The 25,215-nt window shown below is 63.2% G+C and carries 19 protein-coding genes, 1 tRNA gene and 1 pseudogene; 6 read left to right on the top strand and 15 right to left on the bottom strand.

The window, feature by feature from the left end; all coding sequences use genetic code 11:
• Nucleotides 1-9 precede the first annotated feature (9 nt).
• Nucleotides 10-1,209 (bottom strand): aspartate aminotransferase family protein, encoded by a 1,200-nt coding sequence (locus ABIE33_RS05835; protein WP_429122497.1) that lies wholly within the window; start codon nucleotides 1,207-1,209, stop codon nucleotides 10-12.
• A 421-nt stretch (nucleotides 1,210-1,630) separates the two neighbouring features.
• Here ABIE33_RS05835 and ABIE33_RS05840 point away from each other — a divergent pair, with 421 nt between their 5' ends.
• Nucleotides 1,631-2,152 carry a GcrA family cell cycle regulator gene (locus ABIE33_RS05840; RefSeq protein ID WP_429122500.1) on the top strand — a complete coding sequence of 174 codons (522 nt, stop codon included), beginning with the start codon at nucleotides 1,631-1,633 and terminating at the stop codon, nucleotides 2,150-2,152.
• Nucleotides 2,153-2,220: 68 nt separating this feature from the next.
• On the opposite strand, the gene phoB is transcribed toward ABIE33_RS05840, so the two are convergent.
• From phoB to phoR, 7 genes are all read right to left on the bottom strand, one after another.
• Complete coding sequence (phoB, locus tag ABIE33_RS05845) at nucleotides 2,221-2,904, bottom strand: phosphate regulon transcriptional regulator PhoB (RefSeq protein ID WP_065794638.1); 684 nt, start codon at nucleotides 2,902-2,904, stop codon at nucleotides 2,221-2,223.
• A gap of 198 nt (nucleotides 2,905-3,102) precedes the next feature.
• Nucleotides 3,103-3,813 (bottom strand): phosphate signaling complex protein PhoU, encoded by a 711-nt coding sequence (phoU, locus tag ABIE33_RS05850; RefSeq protein ID WP_025425799.1) that lies wholly within the window; start codon nucleotides 3,811-3,813, stop codon nucleotides 3,103-3,105.
• A 55-nt stretch (nucleotides 3,814-3,868) separates the two neighbouring features.
• The gene (gene pstB, locus ABIE33_RS05855; protein ID WP_429122504.1) at nucleotides 3,869-4,684 is read right to left on the bottom strand and encodes a phosphate ABC transporter ATP-binding protein PstB; all 816 of its coding nucleotides are present in this window, start codon (nucleotides 4,682-4,684) and stop codon (nucleotides 3,869-3,871) included.
• Nucleotides 4,685-4,697: 13 nt separating this feature from the next.
• The gene (pstA, locus tag ABIE33_RS05860) at nucleotides 4,698-6,020 is read right to left on the bottom strand and encodes a phosphate ABC transporter permease PstA (RefSeq protein WP_429122507.1); all 1,323 of its coding nucleotides are present in this window, start codon (nucleotides 6,018-6,020) and stop codon (nucleotides 4,698-4,700) included.
• A complete protein-coding gene (gene pstC, locus ABIE33_RS05865; protein WP_429122509.1) occupies nucleotides 6,017-7,501 on the bottom strand; it encodes a phosphate ABC transporter permease subunit PstC in 1,485 nt (494 codons plus the stop codon). The genes pstA and pstC overlap by 4 nt, the downstream gene beginning before the upstream one ends.
• 95 nt (nucleotides 7,502-7,596) lie before the next feature.
• A complete protein-coding gene (locus ABIE33_RS05870) occupies nucleotides 7,597-8,631 on the bottom strand; it encodes a substrate-binding domain-containing protein (RefSeq protein ID WP_429122512.1) in 1,035 nt (344 codons plus the stop codon).
• A gap of 193 nt (nucleotides 8,632-8,824) precedes the next feature.
• Nucleotides 8,825-10,081 (bottom strand): phosphate regulon sensor histidine kinase PhoR, encoded by a 1,257-nt coding sequence (phoR, locus tag ABIE33_RS05875; RefSeq protein WP_429123120.1) that lies wholly within the window; start codon nucleotides 10,079-10,081, stop codon nucleotides 8,825-8,827.
• Between the two features lie 146 nt (nucleotides 10,082-10,227).
• On the opposite strand from phoR, the gene ppk2 reads away from it, so the two are divergent.
• Nucleotides 10,228-11,124 carry a polyphosphate kinase 2 gene (ppk2, locus tag ABIE33_RS05880; protein WP_429122515.1) on the top strand — a complete coding sequence of 299 codons (897 nt, stop codon included), beginning with the start codon at nucleotides 10,228-10,230 and terminating at the stop codon, nucleotides 11,122-11,124.
• Between the two features lie 105 nt (nucleotides 11,125-11,229).
• Here the strand turns inward: ppk2 and ABIE33_RS05885 are convergent, their stop codons facing one another.
• Complete coding sequence (locus tag ABIE33_RS05885) at nucleotides 11,230-12,405, bottom strand: biotin transporter BioY (RefSeq protein WP_429122517.1); 1,176 nt, start codon at nucleotides 12,403-12,405, stop codon at nucleotides 11,230-11,232.
• A 412-nt stretch (nucleotides 12,406-12,817) separates the two neighbouring features.
• Here ABIE33_RS05885 and ABIE33_RS05890 point away from each other — a divergent pair, with 412 nt between their 5' ends.
• The 3 genes from ABIE33_RS05890 to ABIE33_RS05900 all read left to right on the top strand — a co-directional run bounded on the left by ABIE33_RS05890 (nucleotide 12,818) and on the right by ABIE33_RS05900 (nucleotide 14,449).
• Nucleotides 12,818-13,828 carry an NAD(P)H-dependent flavin oxidoreductase gene (locus ABIE33_RS05890; protein WP_429122520.1) on the top strand — a complete coding sequence of 337 codons (1,011 nt, stop codon included), beginning with the start codon at nucleotides 12,818-12,820 and terminating at the stop codon, nucleotides 13,826-13,828.
• A gap of 78 nt (nucleotides 13,829-13,906) precedes the next feature.
• Nucleotides 13,907-13,982 (top strand) — tRNA-Thr (locus ABIE33_RS05895).
• Between the two features lie 116 nt (nucleotides 13,983-14,098).
• Nucleotides 14,099-14,449: a hypothetical protein gene (locus tag ABIE33_RS05900; RefSeq protein WP_429122522.1), complete on the top strand. Its 351-nt coding sequence runs from the start codon at nucleotides 14,099-14,101 to the stop codon at nucleotides 14,447-14,449.
• Between the two features lie 28 nt (nucleotides 14,450-14,477).
• Here ABIE33_RS05900 and ABIE33_RS05905 read toward each other — a convergent pair whose 3' ends face one another.
• Entirely contained in the window at nucleotides 14,478-15,650 is a 1,173-nt protein-coding gene (locus tag ABIE33_RS05905) for an MFS transporter (RefSeq protein WP_429122525.1), read from the bottom strand.
• Nucleotides 15,651-16,007: 357 nt separating this feature from the next.
• Here ABIE33_RS05905 and ABIE33_RS05910 point away from each other — a divergent pair, with 357 nt between their 5' ends.
• The gene (locus tag ABIE33_RS05910; protein WP_429122528.1) at nucleotides 16,008-17,231 is read left to right on the top strand and encodes an alpha/beta hydrolase; all 1,224 of its coding nucleotides are present in this window, start codon (nucleotides 16,008-16,010) and stop codon (nucleotides 17,229-17,231) included.
• 39 nt (nucleotides 17,232-17,270) lie between these two features.
• Here the strand turns inward: ABIE33_RS05910 and ABIE33_RS05915 are convergent, their stop codons facing one another.
• From ABIE33_RS05915 to kdpA, 5 genes and pseudogenes are all read right to left on the bottom strand, one after another.
• Nucleotides 17,271-17,963 carry a response regulator gene (locus ABIE33_RS05915; protein ID WP_429122531.1) on the bottom strand — a complete coding sequence of 231 codons (693 nt, stop codon included), beginning with the start codon at nucleotides 17,961-17,963 and terminating at the stop codon, nucleotides 17,271-17,273.
• Nucleotides 17,960-20,656: a DUF4118 domain-containing protein gene (locus tag ABIE33_RS05920; RefSeq protein ID WP_429122534.1), complete on the bottom strand. Its 2,697-nt coding sequence runs from the start codon at nucleotides 20,654-20,656 to the stop codon at nucleotides 17,960-17,962. Before ABIE33_RS05920 ends, ABIE33_RS05915 begins: the two co-directional genes overlap by 4 nt.
• A 21-nt stretch (nucleotides 20,657-20,677) precedes the next feature.
• Nucleotides 20,678-21,247: a potassium-transporting ATPase subunit KdpC gene (gene kdpC, locus ABIE33_RS05925; RefSeq protein ID WP_429122537.1), complete on the bottom strand. Its 570-nt coding sequence runs from the start codon at nucleotides 21,245-21,247 to the stop codon at nucleotides 20,678-20,680.
• A 2-nt stretch (nucleotides 21,248-21,249) separates the two neighbouring features.
• A pseudogene (gene kdpB / locus ABIE33_RS05930) lies at nucleotides 21,250-23,375 on the bottom strand (potassium-transporting ATPase subunit KdpB).
• 11 nt (nucleotides 23,376-23,386) lie between these two features.
• The gene (kdpA, locus tag ABIE33_RS05935) at nucleotides 23,387-25,096 is read right to left on the bottom strand and encodes a potassium-transporting ATPase subunit KdpA (RefSeq protein ID WP_429122540.1); all 1,710 of its coding nucleotides are present in this window, start codon (nucleotides 25,094-25,096) and stop codon (nucleotides 23,387-23,389) included.
• Nucleotides 25,097-25,215 lie beyond the last annotated feature (119 nt).

Here is a 25,215-nt window from a genome sequence, read left to right on the forward strand (position 1 = left end):
GGAAATGCTCTAGGCTGCGGCGGTGCCGCTGCTGCTTCTCACCGCTTCGGCCGCGCGCTCGATGCGCGCCAGACCCTCGCGCGCTTCTGCGGCCGTCACCGTCAGCGGCGGCAGCAGGCGCAGCACGTTCTCGCCGGCCGGAACGGCCAGCAGCTTCTCTGCGCGGATCGCCTTCAGGAGATCAGCCGAAGGACCTTTCGCCTTGATACCGAGCATCAGCCCATCGCCGCGAATGTCCTCGATCACATCGGGGAAACGATCCTTCAGCGAGGCGAGACCCTGACGGAAGACCAACGCAACGTCGCGAACATGCTCCAGGAAGCCGTCGGCCAGGATGACGTCGAGCACGGCGTTGCCGACGGCCATGGCAAGCGGGTTGCCGCCATAGGTCGAACCGTGCGTACCGGCGACCATGCCGGCAGCCGCCTCTTCGGTCGCAAGGCAGGCGCCGAGCGGAAAGCCGCCGCCGATGCCCTTGGCGACAGCCATGATATCCGGACGGATGCCAGACCATTCATGGGCGAAAAGCTTGCCGGTGCGGCCGACGCCGGTCTGCACCTCGTCGAGGATCAACAGCAGACCGAACTCGTCGCAAAGCGCGCGCAACTCCTGCATGAACTCCTTGGTGACCGGGCGGATGCCGCCCTCGCCCTGGATCGGCTCGATCAGGATCGCGGCCGTCTCGTCGGTGATCGCATCCTTGACCGCTGCGATATCGCCGAAGGGAACCTGGTAGAAACCCGGAGCCTTCGGACCGAAGCCTTCGATGTACTTCTGCTGACCGCCTGCCGCGATAGTGGCGATCGTGCGTCCGTGGAAGGCGCCCTCGAAGGTGATGATGTGGAACTTCTCCGGATTGCCCTTGGCATAGTGGTACCGACGGGCAGTCTTGATCGCGCATTCGAGCGCCTCGGCACCCGAGTTGGTGAAGAAGGCACGATCGGCGAAGGTGACGGCCGTCAGCCGGCGTGCAAGGCTCTCCTGGCCGGGGACTTCATAAAGGTTGGACAGGTGCCAGACCTTCTCGGCCTGCGCCTTCAACGCCTCGACCAGATGCGGATGCGCATGGCCAAGCGAGTTGACGGCGACGCCGGCGGCGAAGTCGAGATAGCGCGAGCCGTCTTCGGCGATCAGCCAGACGCCCTCTCCTCGCTCGAAACGCAACGGCGCACGCATGTAGGTGTCGTAAAGCGGCGTGGTTGCAGTCATGGCGAGCCTCTCCTTCATTGCTATCGGCATCGATCCGAGCCCTCATTGAGCGCGGCAAAAAATTAAAAATGCCGCCTTGCGGCGGCGCAGGCACTATTCCTATTTCGCAGCGCAATGTCAACAAAACCAAGCTGTGCAGTGCGGTCGGACGGGTCTGATCCATGCGACGAAAAAATCGCGCGGCAGGGCTTGCAAAAATGCAACGCCCGCAGAGCAAGTTGGGGAAAACTAGGAAATCGATTCGGCGTGATTCCCGGGACTCTTGCCACGGAGTCCAGCGGTCAGTAGGTTAATGTTCAATTACTAGACGCATGCGGCGGACCTAGTCACCAAAAGTGTTATCGCGTTGCAGCTCCGGAGCCTGTCCGGAGCGTGGTGAGAGATTCTGTCATCGCCAACGCTGAGAACGGAGAGTGCAGAAATGAACTGGACTGACGAGCGGGTGGAAAAACTGAAGAAGCTTTGGTCCGAGGGCCTGAGCGCGAGCCAGATCGCGGCACAGCTCGGCGGCGTCAGCCGCAATGCGGTCATCGGCAAGGTTCACCGACTGAGCCTGCCCGGCAGGGCCAAAGCTGGCGGAACCACCGCCGCGACCCGGCCGAAGCAGCGCCCGACTTCGGCGCCGCGCGCTCCGAACTACGCTTCGCGCGTCACCACCCGCACGGTGACCCGTGCGGCCGGAGCAACCGTCCTCAAGGAAGAGGTCGAAGTCGATCTCGTCGCCGAACAGGACTTCCACATTCAGAAGGATGTGGTCGTGCCGATGTCGCGCCGCCTGGAGCTGACGCAGCTGACCGAACGCACCTGCAAGTGGCCGATCGGCGACCCGCTGAAGGAAGAGTTTCACTTCTGCGGCAACGACTCCCCGGAGGCTTCGCCCTATTGCAGCTTCCATGCACGGCTTGCCTACCAGCCTTCCGCCGAGCGCCGCCGCGCTCGCTAAGGCTACCAAGGATACGTACAGAAAAGGGGCCGCGCGGCCCCTTTTTTATTGCCTGCCGATTGGCCGGCTCAGCTTTCCAGCGAGTAGCCGGCGCCACGAACGGTGCGGATGACATCCGGCATGCTCGAGAAGTTCAGCGCCTTACGAAGGCGACCAACATGCACGTCAACTGTGCGCTCGTCGACATAGATATCGTGCCCCCAGACGCCGTCCAGAAGCTGTGACCGAGAGAAGACCCGGCCCGGAGAAGACATCAGGAATTCGAGCAGACGGAATTCCGTCGGTCCGAGACGGACCTCGCGGCTGCGGCGATGGACGCGGTGGGTCTCGCGGTCGAGCTCGATATCGCCGCAGCGAAGTAGCGTCGAGAGAACCTCGGGCTTGGCGCGTCGCAGCATCGCCTTGACGCGGGCCATCAGCTCCGGCGTCGAGAACGGCTTGACGACATAGTCGTCGGCTCCGGTGGCAAGGCCACGAACCCGCTCGCTCTCCTCGCCACGCGCCGTCAGCATGATGATCGGCAGGCGCTCGGTTTCCGGGCGCTGGCGAAGCCGGCGGCACAGCTCGATACCGGAAACCCCCGGCAGCATCCAGTCGAGGATCAGGAGATCCGGCAGGCGCTCCTGCAGGCGGATCTCCGCCTCGTCTCCGCGCAGGATCGTATCGACATCGAACCCTTCGGCTTCGAGGTTATAACGCAACAGGACACTCAGCGCCTCTTCGTCTTCGACAACGGCGATTTTCGGCAACATCAGGTAACGTCTCCTTACCCAGAGCGTCTCGCGTTCGATCGAACGGGCAGAGATGCTCGAACATATAGAATCTGGAGCATTCCGCGCGTTTTCAAAGGCACGTGCGAAAACGGATAGCTTCAGACGCAGTAGAGCTGGGCCGCAACCAGGGCTGCGACCGGAGCAGGTTCACAAGCAGGCACTCGAACGTATCCGGGCTCAGTCCTTCACGGCACCCAGCGTCGACGTATTGTCATCCTTCGGACGCTCGCCTTCCGGCTGCGCGCCCGTCGCCATGTAGTAGATCGTCTCGGCGATGTTGGTGGCGTGGTCTCCGATGCGCTCGATGTTCTTGGCGCAGAACAGAAGATGCGTGCAGGGCGTGATGTTGCGCGGATCTTCCATCATGTAGGTAAGCAGCTCGCGGAACAGAGAGGTGTAGATCGCATCGATCTCCTCGTCGCGCTCGCGAATGCTGTTGGCCTTCTCCGGCGAGCGGGAGGCGTAGACGTCGAGGACTTCCTTGAGCTGCACGAGCGCAAGCTCGGCCAGGTGCTCGAGGCCGCGTGCCAGCTTGCGCGGGATGCCGGAGCCGGCAACGGCAATGACGCGCTTGGCGTTGTTCTTGCCGAGGTCGCCGACGCGCTCGAGATCGGACGCGATGCGGATAGACCCCATGATCTCGCGAAGGTCGGCAGCAACCGGCTGACGCTTGGCGATGGTGACGATCGCCTTTTCGCCGATCTGGCGTTCGGCTTCATCAAGAATGGTGTCGTCGGAGATCACCTTCTGCGCCAATGCAAGGTCGGAATTGACCAGGGCGCGAACGGATTCACCGACCATCTGCTCGGCCAGGCCACCCATCTCGGAGATGCGGCGTGTGAGGTATTTCAGTTCTTCGTCATAGGCGGACATTATGTGCATGGACATAGTCTTCGATCCTTGCGGGCGCGTTCAGGAAACGGGTTGAAGGGGGCTTCGGCCATCAACCGAAGCGGCCCATGATGTAGTCCTGGGTACGCTGGTCATCCGGATTGGTGAACATCTTGTCGGTGTCGTTTTCCTCGACGAGATTGCCGAGGTGGAACATGGCGGTGCGCTGCGAAACGCGCGCCGCCTGCTGCATCGAGTGGGTGACGATGACGATCGTGAAGTTCGTGCGCAGCTCGTGGATCAGTTCCTCGACCTTGGCCGTCGCGATCGGATCGAGCGCCGAACAGGGCTCGTCCATCAGGATCACTTCGGGGCTGACGGCAACGGCGCGCGCGATGCACAGGCGCTGCTGCTGGCCACCCGAAAGCCCGGTGCCCGGCTCCTGCAGACGATCTTTCACCTCGTTCCACAAACCAGCCTTCTGCAGGCTGGTCTCGACGACTTCGTCGAACTCGGACTTGGTGCGGGCAAGCCCGTGGATGCGCGGGCCGTAGGAGACGTTATCGTAGATCGACTTCGGGAACGGGTTTGGCTTCTGGAAGACCATGCCGACGCGGGCGCGCAGTTCCACGACGTCGATCGTCGGGTCGTAGATATCATCTTCATCCAGCGTGATCTTGCCGTTGACGCGGCAGTTCTCGATGGTGTCGTTCATGCGGTTCAGCGTGCGCAGGAAGGTCGACTTGCCGCAGCCCGAAGGGCCGATCAGCGCCGTAACCGTGTTCTCGCGGACGTTGAGGTTGACGTCGAAAAGCGCCCGCTTCTCGCCGTAGTAGACCGACACATCCTTGCCGATCATCTTGTAGGGCACGGTGTTCATTTTCTGATCCAAGGCTTTCTCGACTGCTGCTTCTGACATGATGTTCATAGTAATTACCTCACTACCAACGGCGCTCAAAGCGACGTCGCAACAGAATGGCGCCAAGGTTCATGACGACGAGGAAGATGAGAAGAATGATGATCGCGCCGGATGTGCGCTCGACGAAGGCGCGTTCTGCCTCGTTGGCCCACATGTAGATCTGCACCGGCAGCGCGGTCGACGGCTCCATCGGTGAGCCGGGATAGTCGACGACGAAGGCGACCATGCCGATCAACAATAGCGGCGCGGTTTCGCCAAGCGCATGGGCGAGACCGATGATCGTGCCGGTCAGGATACCCGGCATCGCCAGCGGCAGGACGTGGTGGAAAATGGTCTGCATCTTCGACGCACCGAGGCCGAGCGCTGCCGAACGGATCGACGGCGGGACCGCCTTCAACGCCGCACGGGTGGCGATGATGATCGTCGGCAATGTCATCAGCGTCAGCACCAGGCCGCCGACGAGGGCCGCCGAGCGCGGCATGCCGGCGAAGTTGATGAACACGGCCAACCCCAGGAGACCGTAGACGATCGACGGAACGGCGGCGAGATTGTTGATGTTGACCTCGATGAGATCGGTCAACCGGTTCTTCGGCGCGAATTCTTCGAGATAGATCGACGCGGCAACTCCGATCGGCAGCGACAGCACGAGCACGATCAACATCATGAACAGCGAGCCGAGGGCGGCAACGCCAACACCTGCCGCTTCCGGACGGCTCGAGGCGCCGAAGGTGAAGATGCCGGTGTTGAAGCTCTTCTTCAGGACGCCGGCACTTGCAAGCTCGTTCATCCAGGTGACCTGCTGGTCCTTGACCTTGCGCTTGCTCTCGTCGACCTTCAGGTCGATCTGCCCCTTGAAGGCGGAGTCGACATTGGCTTCGGCGAGCAGTGTCACCGGTACGGTCTTGCCGATAACCGACGGGTCGGCGACGACGATGTCGCGCAGCAGCGTGCGGGAGCTTGCAGACACCATGTCGGTGGCTCGCTTGACCAGCGGGCGATTGCTCGGATCGATGCCGAGTTGCTTGATCAGCGCATCGCGCACCAACAGCGGATAGTTGGCCGCCATCAGCACCTTGCCGTCGGTCGCGCGCTCACCCTTGGGATCGATGACCTTTTCGGTGAATTCGATCGGCAGCGTGATCGTCGTCTGCTGGAACGCGGTGTAGCCGTTGGAGATCACAGTCCACAGCAGCAGAGCGAGAAAGAACAGGCCGAGACTGATGGCGCTGATGCCATAGGCACGGAACCGACGCTCGGCCGCGTAGCGACGCTTGATGCCGATATCGCGCTTGGCGGATTCAGGACGGGCGGAGATCCGGACGGTCGGGGAAGCGATGTCGGTCATTCGTACTGTTCCCGATATTTGCGCACGATGTAGAGCGCATAAATGTTGAGGCCGAGCGTGATGACGAAGAGCGTGATGCCGAGTGCGAAGGCAACCAGCGTCTGCGGCGAGGTGAACTCAAGGTCACCCGTCAGCTGGTTGACGATCTTCACCGTCACCGTGGTCATCGGCTCGAAAGGATTGATTTGCATACGGGCCGCGACACCGGCGGCAAGCACCACGATCATCGTCTCGCCGACGGCACGCGAGGCGGTCAAAAGCAGGGCGCCGACGATGCCCGGAAGTGCTGCGGGAAGGATGACCTTCTTGACCGTCTCGGAACGCGTTGCACCGAGGCCGAGCGAGCCGTCGCGAAGCGCCCGCGGCACCTGGGTAATGATGTCGTCGGAGAGCGAGGACACGAACGGGATCAGCATGATGCCCATGACGATGCCGGCGGTCAAAACGCTCTGTGCCTGGATGAAGTTCTGATAATTGCCAGTGACGAGACCGTTCAGCTGGGCAGAAATATCGCGCAGGAACGGACCGACGGTCACGAGCGCGAAGAAACCGTAGACGATGGTCGGAATGCCGGCGAGCACTTCGAGCAAGGGCTTTGCCGTCGAACGCAGGCGGGGGCTGGCATACTCCGCCATGTAGATGGCTGCAAACAGGCCGATCGGCACCGCAAAGAGCATGGCGACGAAAGCGATATAGAGCGTGCCGGCGAGAAGCGGGATCAGGCCGAACTGGCCGGAAGAGCCACCGCTGCCGGCAGCGGCAAACCGCGGATCCCAGACCGTGCCGAAGAAGAACTCGAAGGGCGAAACCATGGTGAAGAAGCGGCCGGCTTCCGACAGCATCGAGGCGATGATGCCGACCGTCGTCAGGATGGCGATCGAGGAAGCGACGATCAGCGCGCCGAGCATGACGCGCTCGACCTGATTGCGGGCGCGGAAACGGGTGGCGATGTTGCGGATCGCGTAAACGCCGCCGGCAATGGCGATCAGCAGGACGACGGCGCTCATCAGCCAACGGTTGGTGACGCTCATCGCGTTGAAATGCTGGGCGGCGGTGATCATGTAGGCCTCGCCCTCGCCGGCAAGAGCCACGCCCTTGGCCGCAAGCGTGGAGCGAAGATTGGTCGAGCCGCTTTCAAGCGCCTGAACTTCTTCGGCCGTCAGCCGCTTCAGGCCGCCGGCGACCGACTTGACCTGGCCAAGCGCCAGCTCGACCGTGGCACCGCCCTGCGTCTGCACCGTCTCGGGCAGGGTCGCCCGGGTGCTGGAGTCGATATACATGGGCGCGGCGATGAGCCAGGCGCCAAGCACGAGTGCGGCCGGAAGGATCGCCCAGATGGCGACATAGCTGCCGTGATACCCGGGCAAGGAATGCAGATTGGAGAGCTTGCCGCCAGCCTGCGCGAAGGAGCGCGCACGGCCCGCAAAGTAAGAAATAAAGCCAATTATAACAATGAGCAAAAGAAGAAATGAAGTACTCATCGGCACGTCTCCGTGGCGTGACGCTCAATGCGCTGCCGGCAGTTCGGATGGAGGCATGCCCCGGCGCGAGACCATCGCGCCGGGGCTTGTCAGTATCAGAGCATGTTGCCGGCTGTGAAAGCCTTGCGAACTTCTTCGCGCTCGGCGTCCGGAGCAGCAACGAGGCCGTATTCGGCAAGCGGGCTTTCCGGGCCGATCATCTGATCGTCAAGGAAGAACTCAACATATTCCTTGAGGCCCGTGATAACGCCGAGATGTGCCTTCTTGACGTAGAAGTACAGGGGGCGGGACACCGGGTATTCGCCGGAAGCGATCGTTTCGGTCGACGGAACGATGCCGTTGACGGTGGCGACCTTCAGCTTGTCGGCGTTGTTTTCGTAGAAGGACAGGCCGAATACGCCGATGCCGCTCTTGTTGGCAGCGATGCGGGCCAGCGTTTCGGTGTAGTCGCCGTCGATGTCGACAGCCATGCCGTCCTTGCGGACCGCGACGCACTTGCTGTGCTGCTGCTTTTCATCGGCAACGGCAGCCTTGATGACGTCAACGGCGCCGGCTTCCTTGCAGCCTGCGGCCAGGATCTTCTCTTCGAAGACTTCGCGCGTGCCGTGCTTTTCGCCCGGGATGAAGGCGGCGATGTCGGCGTCCGGCAGACCGGAGTTGACTTCAGACCACTTCTTGTAAGGGTTGGCGACGAGCTTGCCGTCGACGACGACTTCAGCAGCCAGACCCTTGTAGAGATCAGCAGGCTTCAGGGCGAGGTCGGCGTTACCGGCGTCGGTTGCGAAGACGATGCCGTCATAACCGATCTGGATTTCCTGGATCTCGGTGACGCCAGCGGCCTTGCAGGCCTCGACTTCGCTGTCCTTGATCTTGCGCGAGGAGTTGGCGATGTCGATGGTGTCAGGGCCGACGCCCTTGCAGAATTCCTTCAGGCCGGCCGAGGAGCCGCCGGATTCGACAACCGGAGTCTTGAAGTCCGGGAAGGTTTCGCCGAACGTCTCGGCGACGATCTTTGCGTAGGGAAGAACGGTCGAGGAGCCGGCGACCTGAACCTGATCGCGCGCGGCAGCCACGCCAGCGAATGCAGCGGATGCGACGAGCGCCGCTACAGTGAGTTTAAGAGCTTTCATAGAAGTTCTCCCGGAATGGGCTTGTGTTGAGTGCGCCAGCGTTGCAGCGCTCTTCGCCGTTTGATCGGCTGCCCCTAACTAGCCGCCGATAGCCACACCTTTTATGTCAGTTTCGCGAAACATTTATGACAGTTCATGTCATTGAAAATAATAATGAAAAATGCACCCGGTGACTTTATCCCGCGCCAATATGTCAAAAACGCACGGTAAACACGGTGCCCTTGCCCAACTCGGAGTGGATCAGGAGCCGCGCGCGATGGCGGGTCAGGATGTGCTTGACGATCGCAAGGCCGAGACCGGTGCCTTTTTTCGAACGGCTCGCCTCCACATTGACGCGGTAAAAGCGCTCGGTGATGCGCGGCACATGCTCGGCCGGAATGCCGGGGCCGTAGTCTCTGACCACAACCTCGGCCTGCCCGCCCTCCCCGCCGGAAAGCTCGACATCGACCTTCTTGCCTTCCTGGCCGTATTTGCAGGCATTCTCGATCAGGTTCTCGAAAACCTCGATCAGTTCGTCGCGATCCCCCTGAACGACCACAGGCGTCTCGGGCATTGTCAGCGTGATCGTCACGTCGAGATCGCTCGCAAGCGGCGCAAGACTGTCGCGGACATGGCCGAGCAGCGGGCGCAGATCGATCGTATCGTCGGGCGCAATGTGCGATTTCAGCTCGAGCCGCGACAATGACAGGAGGTCGTCGACGAGGCGGCTCATGCGCGTCGCCTGCTCGTGCATGATGCCGAAGAACTTTTCCTGCGCCTTCATATCATTGCGCGCCGGCCCTTGCATGGTTTCGATGAAGCCGCGCAGCGAAGCCAGCGGCGTGCGCAGCTCGTGGCTGGCATTGGCGACGAAGTCCGAGCGCATGCGATCGATGCGGCGGGCCTGCGAAATATCGCGGTAGGTCAAGAGGAAGATCCGGCGCCATGGGCCATCGCCGCCGATTTCGGCGGGCGCCACCCTGACCACGTAGACGGCATCGGACGGCAGCCGCTCGGTGTGCTCGATCTGGTTGATCTTACCGGTCGCGATCGTCTCGCGGACCATATCGAGAATGCCAGGCGAGCGGACGCGGGCGGCGAGATAGCTGTTGGGTGGGATGGTGCCGAAAGCCTTTTCGGCAGCGATGTTCTGGAAGACGACCGTTTCATCGACGGCCACCACCAGCACCGGCATATCGAGCGCGTTCAGAGCCGGAATCAGGGCGTCGCTTGCCGCGCCCGTCACTGCCGCCACCTTCGCCGCTTTTGCGGCCTTCGGCAGCACTGAAGGCGCACTGCGGTTGAGCAGGGCTGCGGCAAGCACGATCCAGAACGGCAGGACAACGAGGAAATGAATGCCAGCGACAGTCGCAAGCGCGGCGAGCAGCGCCGTCAGACCCAGCAGCCAACGCTCTGCCTTCAGTCGCGGCACGAGCGCCCGCCAGAACGCCTTTGAACCGTCCAGCACCATATCCTCATGAATCACTTTGTCTTCCTCCCGACCCTAAATGGTCGAGAGATAGCGACCCTTCATGACATGATTTTCACGACGCGCTTGAATCCGCAATGCAATTGTGGCCTCCTCACAGGAAATCGCTCGGGCTGGAGGAAGACCATATGGCGTCGATGCAGGCAGCAACGAAGACCGAAAGCCGGGCCGTAGAACTCGATATCGGCGGCAAGAAGAAGCTCTTCGACATCGACAATCCCGAATTGCCGAAGTGGATCGACGAGGCCGCGTTCTCCTCCGACGACTACCCCTACAAGAAGAAGGTCGATGAGGAAGAATACTTAGAGACGCTGGAAAAGCTGCAGATCGAACTGGTCAAGCTGCAGCTCTGGCAGCAGGCAACCGGCAAGCGCATCATCGCCCTGTTCGAGGGCCGCGACGCCGCCGGCAAGGGCGGCGCGATCCAAGCCACCAGCGGCAACCTGAACCCACGCTGGGCGCGCGTGGTTGCGCTTACAAAGCCGACGGAGACCGAGCGTGGACAATGGTATTTCCAGCGCTATATCGCGACGATGCCGACATCAGGCGAACTCGTTCTCTACGACCGGTCCTGGTACAACCGCGCCGGCGTCGAACCGGTCATGGGCTTCTGCACCCCCGAGCAGCACGAACAATTCCTGAAGCAGGTGCCGCGCTTTGAAAAGATGATCGTGCACGAAGGCATTCAGTTCTTCAAATTCTGGATCAACATCGGACGCGAGATGCAGCTCAAGCGTTTTCACGACCGCTGCCATGATCCCCTGAAGATCTGGAAGCTGTCGCCGATGGATATCGCCGCACTCAACAAGTGGGAAGACTATACCGAGAAGCGCAATCAGATGCTGAAAGAGACCCATACGGACCAGGCGCCGTGGACCGTGGTGCGCGGCAACGACAAGCGGCGGGCGCGTCTCAACCTCATTCGCCACATGCTTTCCAGGCTCGATTATGACGGCAAGGACAAGGACGCGATCGGCGAAGTCGATGACAAGATCATCGGCTCAGGCCCCGGCTTCCTGAAATAGGCTTACAGCGCCGCGCGTCAATTATGACGCGCAAAGGACGCTGTAACGCTTTAAACTTGCTCCGCCGGCCGGCCGGAGGTCGGCTTATACCAACCTGCGCTGGTCTTATTGTCCCGGCAGAACGCGGATGGCGTAAAGATTCAAGCCCTTGCCGCCGCCGCTGATGTCGCTGTTGATGACGATCTGCCCGGCAGCACTCGGCGCAAGGCTGCGATCGAACGTCACCTTGAACAGCATGTCGACCCGTTCGTCATGCAGAGTAAAGCGGTGGCGGCCGCACTCGCCCAGCGATGAGAAGTTGCACTCCACCGCAAACTCGGTCGACTTGCCGGGTATGGCCTGCACGGTCAACGCCAGTGTCGACGTCTTGCCTGAAAGCTCGGCCAGGATCTCGGCCGGGATCTCGATGGTCACGTCGCCGTCGGCATCGGCATCCGCCGATGTCAGCAGGACGCGCGGTCCGCCATCGTCGTTGACCTGCTCGGCGGTCGCCTGCGGGCCGGGCGTGATCGCGCCTGTTTTCCCGGGCGCGTACACTTCGACCCAGTCGCCGGTGAAGCCTTCCTGGGCACCGAGGGTCTGCAGGCCGGCAGCGCCATCGAAATCCTGCGATGCCACGGTTGCCGGCGGATTGGCGACATTGGTATCGCGCGCGGCCGGCGACTGCAGCAGATTGTTGGTCTCGACCCACCAGACGGCGGCCACCACCGCGGCAGCAAGCGTCGCAACGACCATGGCGAGCGAAAGCAGACGCCCCCGCTTGCGTCGACGCTTGCGACCGTCCATCGCGCGCACTTCCGGCGCGACCGCGCCTCGGCCCTCATTCGACTGCCTGGCTGCAACCTCGCCGGCCGCTGCCGTCGAGACAACCGGGCCATCGCGATCGGCGCGCAGGCCGCCAAGTCCACCATCATTCTGCGCGTCGCGCGGCGGCTGGCCGGCAAAAGCCGGCTCGCGGCGGCCAGTGGCGGGCGCGGACGGCTGCGGCTCGGGCCTGGCCGCTGCTGTATCGCGTGGTGCAACCGCCTCATCGAGGCTGACCGAAGGGGCCGGCGCCGGGCGTGCCTTCAGCGCCGCGCGCTCCTCGGTTTCGATCGCGTGAATGACCGCTTCCAGCCGATGGCGCTGCTGGGCGACGACGTTCTGGTCCTCGATCCCCTGCTTCTGCAGCCCGGTTTCCAGCGCCTGTCGCGCGGATTGATAGATGCGCGCCCGCGTTTCGGCGTTGGTCCTGTCGGAGCGCTCCAGCGCATTTCGGATTGCAGTTTCGAGTCCGCTCACGTCAAATCCTTCTGTGCACATCGGGCCTTACGGCGCCGCGCGTCAAATATGGCGCGCAAGGACGCTGTAACGCTTTAAATCTGCTGCATAATCTTATCCTTAAATCGGATCCGATTTAAGGGATCGTGCAGCAGCCCCGCCGGCGCCCGTCATTCGATCGGCGCTTTTTCATCACCCGCAAGCTATTATCGTTTGACTCCGGATTCACGCCGTTGGTTTTGTTAACAATTGCGTAACCGCTGCTTTCAAAATCCGCAAGTCCGGCGCGCTGGCGACCCCGGCAACGCCGGGGAAAACTGCATCCGCACCGTCACTTCGCCCCAAAAATCCGTATCTTTGCAAGCGCGCAACTTGCTGCTATCTATTTTGACGTTTACGCAAACGTCAAAAATTTCATGGGATGGAGAACTCGATGTCGCTGCCGCCAATTCTTTCCGGAACAACGAGACTGCCTGTTGTCGGCGCACCCTTGTTCATCATCTCGCATCCCAAACTGACGATCGCACAATGCAAGGCCGGCGTGATCGGCGCCTTCCCGGCGCTCAACGCCCGCCCGCAATCGCAGCTCGACGAGTGGCTTGCCGAAATCACCGAAACGCTGGCTGACCACGACGCCAAGAACCCCGGCCGCAAGGCTGCCCCCTTTGCCGTCAACCAGATCGTCCACAAGTCCAACACCCGCCTCGAGCAGGATCTGATGCTCTGCATCAAGTACAAGGTGCCGGTGGTCATATCTTCGCTTGGCGCCGTGCCCGAGGTCAACGCCGCCATTCATTCCTATGGCGGTATCGTCCTGCATGACGTCATCAACAACCGCCACGCCAATTCGGCGATCCGCAAGGGCGCCGACGGGCTGATCGCCGTTGCGGCCGGCGCGGGCGGCCATGCAGGCACGCTCTCGCCCTTCGCCCTCGTCCAGGAAATCCGTTCCTGGTTCGACGGCCCCCTGCTGCTCTCCGGCGCGATCGCCAACGGCGGCGCCATCCTGGCAGCCCAGGCGATGGGCGCCGACATGGCTTATATCGGCTCGCCCTTCATCGCCACGGAGGAAGCACGCGCCAGCGACGCCTACAAGCAGATGATCGTCGACAGCAATGCCGCCGACATCGTCTATTCCAACTACTTCACCGGCATCCACGGCAACTACCTGAAGCCATCGATCCTGGCGGCCGGCATGGACCCGGAAAGCCTGCCGGAAGCGGACCCGTCGAAGATGGACTTCGCCCAGGCCACCGAGGGCGCCAAAGCCTGGAAGGACATCTGGGGCTGCGGCCAGGGCATCGGCGCTGTCCGCGAGGTCACTTCGGTCGCGCATATGGTCGATCGGTGGGAGCGCGAATACGACGCCGCGCGCGCGCGCCTCGGGCTCCGTCCCACCCCCACGATCGCTGCCAACAAGGAATTTTCAAGTTCTCGAAACTGATGGCTTGAAATCTTGGCGCTTTGCGTTTATCAGCGCCTCACACTTCGTTCCGCGGTCTTTTCGCGGAACCGCCTCAGGGCCGCTTTAGCTCAGTCGGTAGAGCACATCATTCGTAATGATGGGGTCACGTGTTCGAGTCACGTAAGCGGCACCATTTTCCTTCAAAGAAATGAGCACTGTAGCGGGATGATAGTCTGAAGCTGGCCCAGGGCCAGTTCGTCTGCCACGCATGAGCGGCCGGCAAGAGGTCCATTTCGAGGAAGCCGATCGATGTCACTTAAGGTTAGCCGTTTTCAAGTTCATGAGAATTCCGTCCAGGCCAATGTCTCCGGCCGGACCTGCGCCTTGTCGGCGCTTGAGATCGGCGGCGAGGTGCTTGTCGTGCTCACATGGCTCGGAAACAAGGACGCGGGCCTGCGCCGGCCCGAATACGTGCTGCCGCTGGCCTCGATTCCGCATCAATCGCGCGAACCGGATGCCAGCTCGCCCTATCGCTGGGTCCTGACCGGGACATTGCCGATGTCGCTGTTCGACGGCAGCGCGTCGCGGCAGGTCCGCCGGCAGCATGGCGTCAGCCCCGGCCCGGCGCTCAACCTGCCGCTGCCCGTTACCGCCTCTTGATCTGCAAGCCAGCGGCAGCCTAAAGCGCTTACGACGCCGCTTGGCGGCTGACCTTGTTCGACGCTGGCGCTCGCCATGTTGCGGCAAAGGCCGCGACGACGGCAAGGCCGGCCAGGATCGCGGCTGCGGCCGGAAGCGCAGATGGCGAGGCCGCCTCGACCAGCACGCCGCCGATACCCGTGCCCAACCCGACGCCGACATGCATCGCCGACAGGTTGAGACCGATACCGGCTTCCGCCGTCTGCGGGCTCTGCCTGATCAGGAAGCTCTGCACCACCGGCGAAATCATCCAGCTGATGCAGCCCCACAGCATCATCACCGCAAGGAACGGCAAACGCGTATCGGCCACGAAGGGTATGGCGATCAGCGCGAGGAGGTAGGCGAGCGGCGTCAGGCGGATCGCCAGCCGCGGCGCCACGGCATCGCTGAACCGGCCGCCGAGATATCCACCGCAGACACCCGCAACGCCGAAGGCGAAAAAGGCCGTGACGACCTCATCGCCCCGCATGCCGACGATCTCGGCCAGATAGGGTGCGAGATAGGCGAACAGGATGAAGTGACCGCCGATCATCAGCACCGACACGAGTTGCGCGCAGACACAGGAGAGCGAGCGCAAGTGGCTGGCATAGCGGCCACCGCGCGGCGGCTTCGACCGGCCGGCCACTGGCACAAACCACCGGCATGCGAACAGGACTGAGGCCGCAAACAGCGCAAGGCCGATGAAGACGCTGCGCCAGCCGAAGGCGCTGCTCACCAGCATGCCTGCCGGCACGCCGAGAACGAGCGAGGCGCTGATGCCCATGAAGATCAGGCCGATCGCGCGGCCTCGCTTCCCGGGCGGCACGATCTCCGTTGCCAGCATGGTCGCGACCAGGCAGGCGGTGGCGCTCGCGGCTGCCATGCCAATGCGGGCGGCGACCAAGACGCCGTAGTTCAGGCTGGCAGCCGCCAACAGGTTGCTGGCGACGAAGAGCCCCAGCGCCAACAAAAGCAAGGTCTTGCGCCCCAGACGTGCCGTCAGCAGCAGGGCTGCTGGCGCCGCCAGTGCAAATGTCACCGAGAAGACCGAGGTCAACTGACCGGCGAGGCCTGTCGAGACGCCGAGCCCTGACGCCACATCCGGCAGGATGCCGATGACGATGTTTTCCGCCGTCCCGGTTGCGAAGGTTGCCAATGCGACGAGAAGAAGGGGGATGTTCATCTTGCCTTTTCCGATCGGTGGACGCCACGATCGGAAAAAGGCTTCCCGATGTGGCGACTGGTTGCACACCGGGTTTCGAGGCAGAGCTTCGGTTATCCCTTTGATTGCGCTCCTAACACGGATCGGCGCCGGCGAGAAGCGCCAAGGTCCGCCGACTTGTGCCGCCCCCACCCAGCCACCACCTGACCCGCACCACCATAACGCGAGAAACCGGGAAATACCCGCTTTCTTCCGCCGGCATGGAGTGCTGTCATCGCGCCGTCGCGAAAGCACAGTCTGATGCGGCTCGTTTTGTTTCTGCGTGGGGCGCCGATGATTGAGAATGCGCGTACGGTCTTGGTGGCACGGGCACGGGGAATGAAAACCCTTGTCCTGCCTGTTGTCCTTTCCTTGGCGCTTTCAGGCTGCGGCGGGAACGCAAAAGGCGTCATGACGCCGGTGGCCCTGACGGCACAGACACCGAAAACATCACAGGTGGACATGCTCGTCGCGACGACCCGGCAGCCTTCGGGCGATCCCGCGACGCTGTTTTCCGGCGAAAGAGACGCCAACACGTTCATGACCGAAGTCGCGGTGTCGATCCCGCCGGACTCGGTGCGCAAGCCCGGCACCGTGCAATGGCCGCGCAAGCTGCCGCCCAATCCGAGCACCGACTTTGCGGTCACGCGGGTGCGGGAGCTGGACACGCTGGCCGACGGCAAGGCCTGGTTCAAGCAGCACAGCGTCGGCGGCCACGCCTTCGTCTTCGTGCACGGGTTCAACAACCGCTACGAGGATTCCGTCTTCCGGCTGGCGCAGATCATCCACGATTCGGGCGCCCAGACGACGCCGATCCTCTTCACCTGGCCGTCGCGCGCCAATGTGTTCGAATACAATTACGACAAGGAAAGCACGAACTACTCGCGAACCGCGCTCGAAGACACGCTGCGCATCCTCGCCGACGCGCCGAACGTCAAGGACATTACCATCCTGGCGCATTCGATGGGCACGTGGCTGACGATGGAATCGCTCAGGCAGATGGGTATTCGCGACGGCAACGTGCCCCCGAAGATCCAGAACGTGATCCTGGCCTCTCCAGATATCGACCTCGACGTCTTTGCCAAGCAATGGGTCGAGATGGGCAAGCGGAAGCCGAAGTTCACAATCTTCGTCTCGCAGGACGATCGCGCGCTCGCGCTTTCGAGCTTCATTTCCGGCGACGTTTCGCGGCTCGGCGCCATCGACCCGTCGAAGGAGCCCTATCGCACCGACCTGGAGAAATCCGGCATCACCGCCATCGACCTGACCAAGGTCGAGACCGATGACGGGCTGCATCATGGCAAGTTCGCCGAGAGCCCGGAGATCGTGCAGTTGATCGGCCAGCGGCTGATCAAGGGCCAGACGCTGACCGATTCCAACATCTCGGTCGGGACGGGCATTGCCGCCGTCGTGGCCGGCACGGCCAGAGGCGTCGGCAATGTCGCCGCGACAACGCTATCCGCGCCGGTCAACATCATCGAGAATCCACGCCCCGCGAAAAAGCGGCCGGTGGTCGGCGACACGCTGGCCGAAGATCAGCCGAAACCGTTGGTGACCAACTGAAGGACGGCTCGATAAGACGATGGGTGAGGCCGGTCGACGTCAGTCGCCGTCGCCGACGAAGCGGTAGCCGACGCCCGGCTCCGTGCGGATGATCTTCGGATCGGCCGGATCACGCTCGATCTTGCCCCGCAACTGGCCGATGAAGACGCGCAGATAGTGCAGGTCCTCGCCATGGGCCGCACCCCAGACCGACGTCAGCAGCGTCTTGTGGGTGACGACGCGCCCGGCATGGTGCGCCAGCATGACGAGAAGGTCATATTCCTTCGGCGTCAAACGCACTGGCTCGCCGTCACGCGTCACCAGCCGCTTGATCGTGTCGATCGCGACGCCATCGGCCGAGAGCTGGGTGTGACCGCCCTCCATCTGGATGCGGTGGCGAAGGGCCGCCCGGATGCGCGCCGTCAACTCGCCGATGCCGAAGGGTTTTTCGATATAGTCGTCGGCGCCGAGATCGAGGGCAGCGATCTTTTCGCTCTCCCGGTCGCGCGCCGACAGGATGATGATCGGCACCTGCGACCAGGCACGGATGTTGGCGATGACATCCTTGCCGTCCATGTCGGGCAGGCCGAGGTCGAGGATCACCACGTCCGGCGCGGTGGTCGCTGCCGCCTTCAATGCCTCCGTTCCGGTCAACGCCTCCAACACTTCGTAGCCGGCCGCGCTCAAGGCCGGTCGCAGAAAGCGCTGGATCTGGGGTTCGTCGTCGACAACGAGGATACGCTCCACGCTCATGCACGGTCCTTTTCGGAAATTTCAGCTTCGGCGGCGGGAAACCGCATCGAGATGCGCGTTCCGCGGCGCCTGAGCGCCGGGCTCTCCGCCTTGATGCGCCCGCCCATCGCCTCGACGAAGCCCTTGGCGATCGACAGTCCGAGACCGGTGCCCGGCGTGCGGCCGTCCACCTTGCCCCTGCGGAAGAATTTCTCGAATACCTGTTCCAGATCGCCCGCCGCAATCCCCTTGCCGAGATCGGTCACCGACAGGACGATCTCGTTGCCTTCCCGGCGGGCATAGATGCTGACCGGCTCGTCGCCACCGTATTTGTTGGCATTGTCGAGCAGGTTGAACAGCACCTGGCCGAGAAGCACGCTGTCGCCGCGCATCAACGGCAGCTCGGGGGCGATGCTGGTCTCGACCTCGCGATCCGGAAAATACTTGCGTGCCCGGTCGACGGCGGCGCGCACAGCGTCGGCGACATCCACCCAATCCCGCTTGGCATTGACGGTTCCTGCCTCGATGCGGGTCATGTCCAGGAGGTTGGCGACGAAACGCGTCAGCCGACCGCCCTCCTCCTCGATCGACTGCAGCAGATCGTCACGGCTTTCGGGCGGCATGCGGTCGCCGAGCTGGCGAAGGCTGGTGACGGCGCCGGTGATGGTGGCAAGCGGCGTGCGCAGATCATGCGAGATCGACGACAGCAGTGCGGCACGAAACCGCTCCCCCTCGAGCTTGGCGGCGTGATCCAGGCTCTCGCGCGAAAGGCGCGCCCGGTCGATGGCAATCGCCGTCTGGTCGAGGATTGCGGCCAGCGCCCGCTCCTCGTTGATGTCCAGCGGTTTGCCGGCCTGCACAAAGCCGCAAACGCCGACGACGCCATGGGGGCTCGTCAGCGGCCGGAAGTGAAACGGGCTGTTCGGCAGCGTGCCGGTGCCGTTGCCGGCCGCCTCCTTCTTGTCCATCGCCCAGCGCGCGGCCATGGTGTCGGTGACATCAAGTTCGGTGTCCGGCGGCCAGGCGGCCTTGAGCCGCAAGTCCCCCTCCTCCGGCAACAGGAGCGCGACATTGCGCTTCAGTGTCGTCTGCATCCGGGTGACCGCCGCCCAGAGCACATCGTCGACATTGGCGGTTCCGGAAAGCTTGCGGGAGAAATCGTAGAGCGCCTGCGTTGCCGCGGCACGACGCCGCGCGGATTTCGCCTGTTCGCGCACCCGGGAGGCGAGGCTGCCGGCAAGTGCTGCCGCAACCAGAAAAATGAACAGCGCGAAGACTTCGTGAGGCTCGGCGACCGTGAACGTGCCGACCGGATTGATGAAGAAGAAGTTATAGGCAAGGACGGAAAGCAGGGCAGCCGCGATCGCCGAGACGTGGCCGGCATAAGTCGCCGAGGCCAGCACTGCGAGCAGGAAGAGCAGCGAAATATTCGGCAGGTTGATGAACCGCTCGATCAGGACGCCGAGCGCAACTGCCGCCGCCACGGTGGCGGTGGCGATTGCGAGCGCCCGCCCGAAACCCTCCGGCACTTGCCGCTTGACGGCCGCGCCTCTCTTCGGGCGCGGCGGCTCCTTGTCGGTCACCAGATGAATGCCGACGCCGCTTATGCGCTCCGCCAGCGCATCGGGAAGCGATTGCCGGAAAAGCCGCAGCGGGAACGGCTGGCGCCGGATGCCGATAACGATCTGCGTCGCATGCTCGCGGCGGGCGAGCTTGAGGATTTCCTCGACAAAGTCGTTGCCGACGATGCGGCGGGTCTCGGCGCCGAGCTGTTCGGCAAGGCGGAACGTCTCGTCGAGCCTTCGGGCCGCCTCGCCATCGCCGCTTTCGCGGTCGGCCCGTTCGATGAAGACGACGATCCAGGGCGCGTTCAGCCCCGAAGCCAGGCGGCTGGCGGTGCGTACCACCTTTTCCGACAGCGGATCGGGACCGATGCACACCAGCAGACGTTCACCGCTCGCCCAGGGACCCTCGATGGCATTCTGCTTGAGATAGTCGACCATCTGGTCGTCGACCCGATCGGCCGTCCGCCGCAGCGCCAACTCGCGCAGCGCCGTCAGGTTGCCCAGGCGGAAGAAGCGCTCGATCGCGCGCTTGGCGCTGTCGGGCAGATAGACCTTGCCCTGGTTCAGCCGCTCGATGAGCTCGGCCGGCGGCAGGTCGACCAAAAGCACGTCGTCGGCACGGCTGATCACCGTGTCGGGCACCCGCTCGCGCACCGGAACGCCGGTGATCTGGGCGACGACATCGGACAGGCTCTCCAGATGCTGGATGTTGAGCGCCGTCCAGACGTCGATGCCGGCGGCAATCAGTTCCTCGACATCCTGATAGCGCTTCGGATGGCGGCTGCCCTCCGGGTTGCTATGCGCCAGTTCGTCGACGACGATGATCTTTGGCCGACGGGCGAGCGCTGCGTCGAGATCGAATTCGGAAAGCACGCGGCCGCGATGGTTGACATCGCGGCGCGGCAGTATCTCCAGCCCGTCGACGAGCGCGGCCGTCTCGCCGCGCCCATGCGTCTCCACCAGGCCGATGACGATATCGACGCCGTCAGCCTCGAGCCGACGCGCCCGCGTCAGCATCGTATAGGTCTTGCCGACGCCAGGGGCTGCGCCGAGAAAAACCGTCAACTTTCCTTTTCGCCCCTGCCCGGCCAGTGCCAGCAGTGCGTCCGGGTCGGGACGGCTTTTCGATTCGCGATCATTTTCAGGCATTCAGTGTCTCTGGCTTCAAACTCAGCTTCTCCGGGCATCCAGAGCAAGGTTGAGTTCTAGCACATTGACGCGCGGCTCGCCTATGATCCCGAGCAAGCGTCCTTCCGTCGCCTGTTCGACCAGGGTCGCCACATCCGGCTCCGCAAGCCCACGTGCCTTGGCAACGCGGGAAACCTGCTCGCGGGCGAAAGCCGGCGAAATATGCGGGTCAAGACCGGAGCCGGACGCCGTGCCGCCGTCGGCGGCGATTTCCCCTGTTATGCCGCTGGCGCGCAGCTTCTCGACGTCGGCAGCGACCCGATCCTTCAGCTTGACCGAGGTCGGGCCGAGGTTGGAGCCGGTCGAACCGCCTGCATTGTAGGCTTCAGGACCGGTCGCGGAGGGCCGCGGCCAGAAATACTTGTCGGAGGTGAAGTTCTGCCCGATCAGATCGGAGCCGACGATGGTGCCATTCATGCTGATCAGGCTGCCATTGGCCTGCGCCGGCATCAGCGCCTGCGAGACGCCGGTGATTGCGAAGGGATAGGCAAGGCCGGTGATCGCGGTCAGCAGCAGGGCCATGACGATTGCGGGGCGAAGTTGGTTCAACATGATTACACCAGATTGAGAGCAGAGACGACGATGTCGACGAGCTTGATGCCGGCGAAAGGCAGGACCAGGCCACCGAGACCGTAGACCAGCAGGTTGCGGCGCAGGAGAGCGGCGGCGCCGACCGGACGATACTTGACACCCTTCAGCGCCAGCGGGATGAGCGCCACGATGATCAAGGCGTTGAAGATGACCGCCGACAGGATCGCCGATTGCGGCGACGACAACCCCATGATGTTGAGTGCTGCCAGCGCCGGATAGGTGGTGATGAACAGCGCCGGGATGATGGCAAAGTATTTTGCCACGTCGTTGGCGATCGAGAAGGTCGTCAGCGAGCCGCGGGTCATCAACAGCTGCTTGCCGATCTCGACGATCTCGATGAGCTTGGTCGGGCTGGAATCGAGGTCGACCATGTTGGCCGCCTCGCGCGCCGCCTGCGTGCCGGTCTGCATCGCCACGCCGACATCGGCCTGAGCCAGCGCCGGCGCATCGTTGGTGCCGTCGCCGCACATGGCGATCAGGCGGCCGCCCTGCTGCTCCTTGCGGATAAAGCCGAGCTTGTCTTCCGGCGTCGCCTCGGCGAGGAAGTCGTCGACACCCGCTTCCGACGCGATTGCCGCTGCCGTGACCGGGTTGTCACCGGTCACCATGACGGTGCGGATACCCATGGCCCGCAGAGCTGCGAAGCGCTCCTTGATGCCGGGCTTGACCACGTCCTTGAGGTGAATGACGCCAAGCAGACGGTTGCCGTCGGCAACGGCCAGCGGCGTGCCGCCGGTGCGCGCGACCTGGTCGACGGCCCGGCGGAACTCGGCCGGCACGTTTTCGTCACGAACGCCAGCGAACTTCAGGATCGAGTCCACCGCGCCCTTGCGCAACCGCCGACCGCCAAAGTCGACGCCCGACAGCCTCGTTTCGGCAGCAAAGGGCACGACAGTATCGATTGCCAAAGCTCCTGCTTGAACCGAGCCGCCACCGACCGCCAAGGCCACGACTTCGCGGCCCTTCTGCTTGCCGGAAACCGGCAGAGACACGGCCGGCGTCTGACGACCGAATTCACCGGTCGCAAGCGCTGCGATCGAGCGGCCCTCCGGCGTCTCGTCAGCGAGGCTTGCCAGCAGCGCGGCATCGGCAAGTTCGGCATCCGTCACGCCGGGGACCGGCATGAAGTTGGCGGCCATGCGGTTGCCGAAGGTGATCGTGCCTGTTTTGTCGAGCAGCAGCGTATCGACGTCACCCGCCGCCTCGACGGCGCGGCCGGATGTGGCGATGACGTTGAAGCGCACCAGCCTGTCCATACCGGCGATGCCGATGGCCGACAGCAGGCCGCCGATGGTGGTCGGGATCAGCGTAACGAGCAGCGCTGCAAGAACCGTGACCGAGAGAACCGTACCGGAATAGCCGGCCAGACCCCAGAGCGTCACGACGGCAACCAGGAAGACCAGCGTCAGACCCGAGAGCAGGATCGACAGCGCGACCTCGTTCGGGGTTTTCTGGCGCTGTGCGCCTTCAATGAGCGCAATCATGCGGTCGACGAAGGTGTCGCCAGGCGCCGTGCCGATGCGCACCTTGATCCAGTCCGACAGCACCTGCGTACCGCCGGTGACGGCGGAGCGGTCACCGCCGGACTCACGGATGACGGGGGCCGATTCACCGGTGATCGCACTTTCGTTGACCGAGGCGACACCCTCGACGACGTCGCCGTCGCCCGGGATCAGTTCGCCTGCTTCGACCAGCACGAGGTCGCCGACCTTCAGCGAGGTGGCAGCGATCGTCTGCGTTTCGCGACCTTCCGCCGAGACCAGCTTGCGGGCCATCAGTTCGGACTTTGTGCGGCGCAGGCTGTCGGCCTGCGCCTTGCCGCGCCCTTCGGCAACCGCTTCGGCGAAGGTGGCAAAGAGCACCGTGAACCACAGCCAGGCGGCAATCTGCCCCGAAAACAGCGGACTGCCGGTGCCGGTGGCAAGGTCGCGGATGAAGAAGACCGTGACATGGCTGCCACAACCTCGGTGACGAAGATCACCGGGTTGCGAATAAGCTGGCGCGGGTCGAGCTTGGTGAATGCGGCCTTGAATGCCGGCAGGAGAATCGCCGGGTCGAGAAGACCAGGGGCGACGGGTTTCGAAGACATTGTTTGTTCCTTCAGAAGGTCTGGCCCGAGAGCATGGCGAATTGCTCAGCGATGGGACCAAGCGCGAGGGCCGGGAAATATTGCAGCCCGCCGAGGATGAGGATGATGCCGATGAGCAGGCCGACAAAGAGCGGCGTGTGCGTCGGGAAGGTTCCCTTGGAAGCCGGATGGCGCGTCTTGGCGGCAAGCGAGCCGGCAATGGCGAGCACCGGGATCGCATAGGCAAAGCGGCCGAGCAGCATCGCGAAACCGAGCGTAGTGTTGTACCAGGGCGTGTTTGCCGAAAGGCCGCCGAAGGCCGAGCCGTTGTTGCCGGTTGCCGAAGTATAGGCATAGAGGATTTCCGACAGGCCGTGCGGTCCGGCGGTACCAATGCTGGCGACGGCCGAGGGCATGACGGCTGATATCGCGGTGAAGCCGAGGATCGAGGCCGGCAGGATGAGGATCGCCAACATGGCATATTTCATCTCACGACCTTCGATCTTCTTGCCGAGCAGTTCGGGCGTGCGCCCGACCATCAGGCCGGCGACGAAGACGGAGAGGATCGCAAAGACGACCATGCCGTAGAGGCCGGAGCCGACGCCGCCGGGCAGCACTTCACCAAGCTGGATGAGCAGCATGGGAACAAGGCCGCCGATGCCGGTGAAGGAACCGTGCATGCCGTTGACCGCCCCGGTCGAGATACCGGTGGTCACGCCGGCATAGGCCGCCGACATCGCCTGGCCGAAGCGAACTTCCTTGCCTTCCATGTTGCCGAGGGACGCCTCGAGGCCGAGGCTGTGAAGGATCGGGTTGCCGTAGCTTTCGGCCCAGTAGATGACGCCGATGCCGGCAATCAGCAGGGTCGCCATGGCGGCGATGAAGGCCCAGCCCTGGCGGCGGTCACCAACCATCTGGCCGAAGGTGTAGACCAGCGCCGAGGTGATCGAAAGCATCGCGAAGATCGACAGGTAGTTGCTGAGCGCGCTCGGATTTTCGAACGGGTGGGCAGCATTGGCGTTGAAGAAACCGCCGCCATTGGTACCGAGCTGCTTGATGGCTTCCTGGCTTGCGACAGGACCAAGCGCGATCGTCTGCTGCACGCCCTCGAGCGTGGTGGCACTGACGGAGGCGTGGAAGGTCTGCGGCATGCCCATCGCGACGAAGGCGAGAGCAACGAGGATTGCCAGCGGCAGCAGCACATAGAGGGTCGAGCGGGTCAGGTCGACCCAGAAATTGCCGAGCGTCGATGCACCGGAACGGGCAAAGGCGCGGGTGACGGCAAGCGCGATGGCGATACCGGTCGCCGCCGAGACGAAGTTCTGCACCGTGAGGCCAGCCATCTGGCTGAAGTGGCTCATGGTGGTCTCGCCACCATAGGATTGCCAGTTGGTATTCGTCAGGAAGCTGACCGCCGTGTTGAAGGCGAGGTCCGCCGGGACGTTGACAAACCCTTGAGGGTTCAGCGGCAGCGAACCCTGGAAGCGCAGGATCGCGTAGAGAAGCACGAAACCGGCCGCGCTAAAGGCGAGCATCGACAGCGTATAGGCAAGCCAGCCCTGCTCCTTCCGGTCATCGACGCCGGCTGCGAGGTAGAGGCCGCGCTCGACGGGACCGAGAACCGGAGAGAGGAAATTGCGTTCGCCGGCGAAAACCCGTGCCATATAGAGGCCAAGGGGCTTGATCGCGAGGAAGACGGCGAGGAAGAGGAGGCTGATCTGCAGCCACCCGATAATAGACATGAGGAATTCTCCACGAAAGACGACCGGAGGTGGGAAGGACGGCCCCTCGGGTACGAAACTCGACCTGGAGGTACGAAACTCGACCTGGAGGTATGGACTTCGACCCCGGGGGTATGAAC

This window comes from Ensifer sp. 4252 (assembly GCF_050434565.1).
Taxonomy (GTDB): domain Bacteria; phylum Pseudomonadota; class Alphaproteobacteria; order Rhizobiales; family Rhizobiaceae; genus Ensifer.

Bases quoted from the DNA above. Each gene is read 5' to 3' on its own strand.
- ABIE33_RS05840 (WP_429122500.1), top strand. From the start codon at position 1,631: ATGAACTGGACTGACGAGCGGGTGGAAAAACTGAAGAAGCTTTGGTCC.
- ppk2 (WP_429122515.1), top strand. From the start codon at position 10,228: ATGGCGTCGATGCAGGCAGCAACGAAGACCGAAAGCCGGGCCGTAGAA.
- ABIE33_RS05900 (WP_429122522.1), top strand. From the start codon at position 14,099: ATGTCACTTAAGGTTAGCCGTTTTCAAGTTCATGAGAATTCCGTCCAG.
- phoU (WP_025425799.1), bottom strand. From the start codon at position 3,813: ATGTCCATGCACATAATGTCCGCCTATGACGAAGAACTGAAATACCTC.
- phoB (WP_065794638.1), bottom strand. From the start codon at position 2,904: ATGTTGCCGAAAATCGCCGTTGTCGAAGACGAAGAGGCGCTGAGTGTC.
- kdpC (WP_429122537.1), bottom strand. From the start codon at position 21,247: ATGTTGAACCAACTTCGCCCCGCAATCGTCATGGCCCTGCTGCTGACC.
- ABIE33_RS05890 (WP_429122520.1), top strand. From the start codon at position 12,818: ATGTCGCTGCCGCCAATTCTTTCCGGAACAACGAGACTGCCTGTTGTC.
- ABIE33_RS05910 (WP_429122528.1), top strand. From the start codon at position 16,008: ATGAAAACCCTTGTCCTGCCTGTTGTCCTTTCCTTGGCGCTTTCAGGC.
- ABIE33_RS05920 (WP_429122534.1), bottom strand. From the start codon at position 20,656: ATGCCTGAAAATGATCGCGAATCGAAAAGCCGTCCCGACCCGGACGCA.
- pstA (WP_429122507.1), bottom strand. From the start codon at position 6,020: ATGACCGACATCGCTTCCCCGACCGTCCGGATCTCCGCCCGTCCTGAA.
- ABIE33_RS05915 (WP_429122531.1), bottom strand. From the start codon at position 17,963: ATGAGCGTGGAGCGTATCCTCGTTGTCGACGACGAACCCCAGATCCAG.
- pstB (WP_429122504.1), bottom strand. From the start codon at position 4,684: ATGAACATCATGTCAGAAGCAGCAGTCGAGAAAGCCTTGGATCAGAAA.
- pstC (WP_429122509.1), bottom strand. From the start codon at position 7,501: ATGAGTACTTCATTTCTTCTTTTGCTCATTGTTATAATTGGCTTTATT.
- phoR (WP_429123120.1), bottom strand. From the start codon at position 10,081: ATGGTGCTGGACGGTTCAAAGGCGTTCTGGCGGGCGCTCGTGCCGCGA.
- kdpA (WP_429122540.1), bottom strand. From the start codon at position 25,096: ATGTCTATTATCGGGTGGCTGCAGATCAGCCTCCTCTTCCTCGCCGTC.
- ABIE33_RS05870 (WP_429122512.1), bottom strand. From the start codon at position 8,631: ATGAAAGCTCTTAAACTCACTGTAGCGGCGCTCGTCGCATCCGCTGCA.
- ABIE33_RS05835 (WP_429122497.1), bottom strand. From the start codon at position 1,209: ATGACTGCAACCACGCCGCTTTACGACACCTACATGCGTGCGCCGTTG.
- ABIE33_RS05905 (WP_429122525.1), bottom strand. From the start codon at position 15,650: ATGAACATCCCCCTTCTTCTCGTCGCATTGGCAACCTTCGCAACCGGG.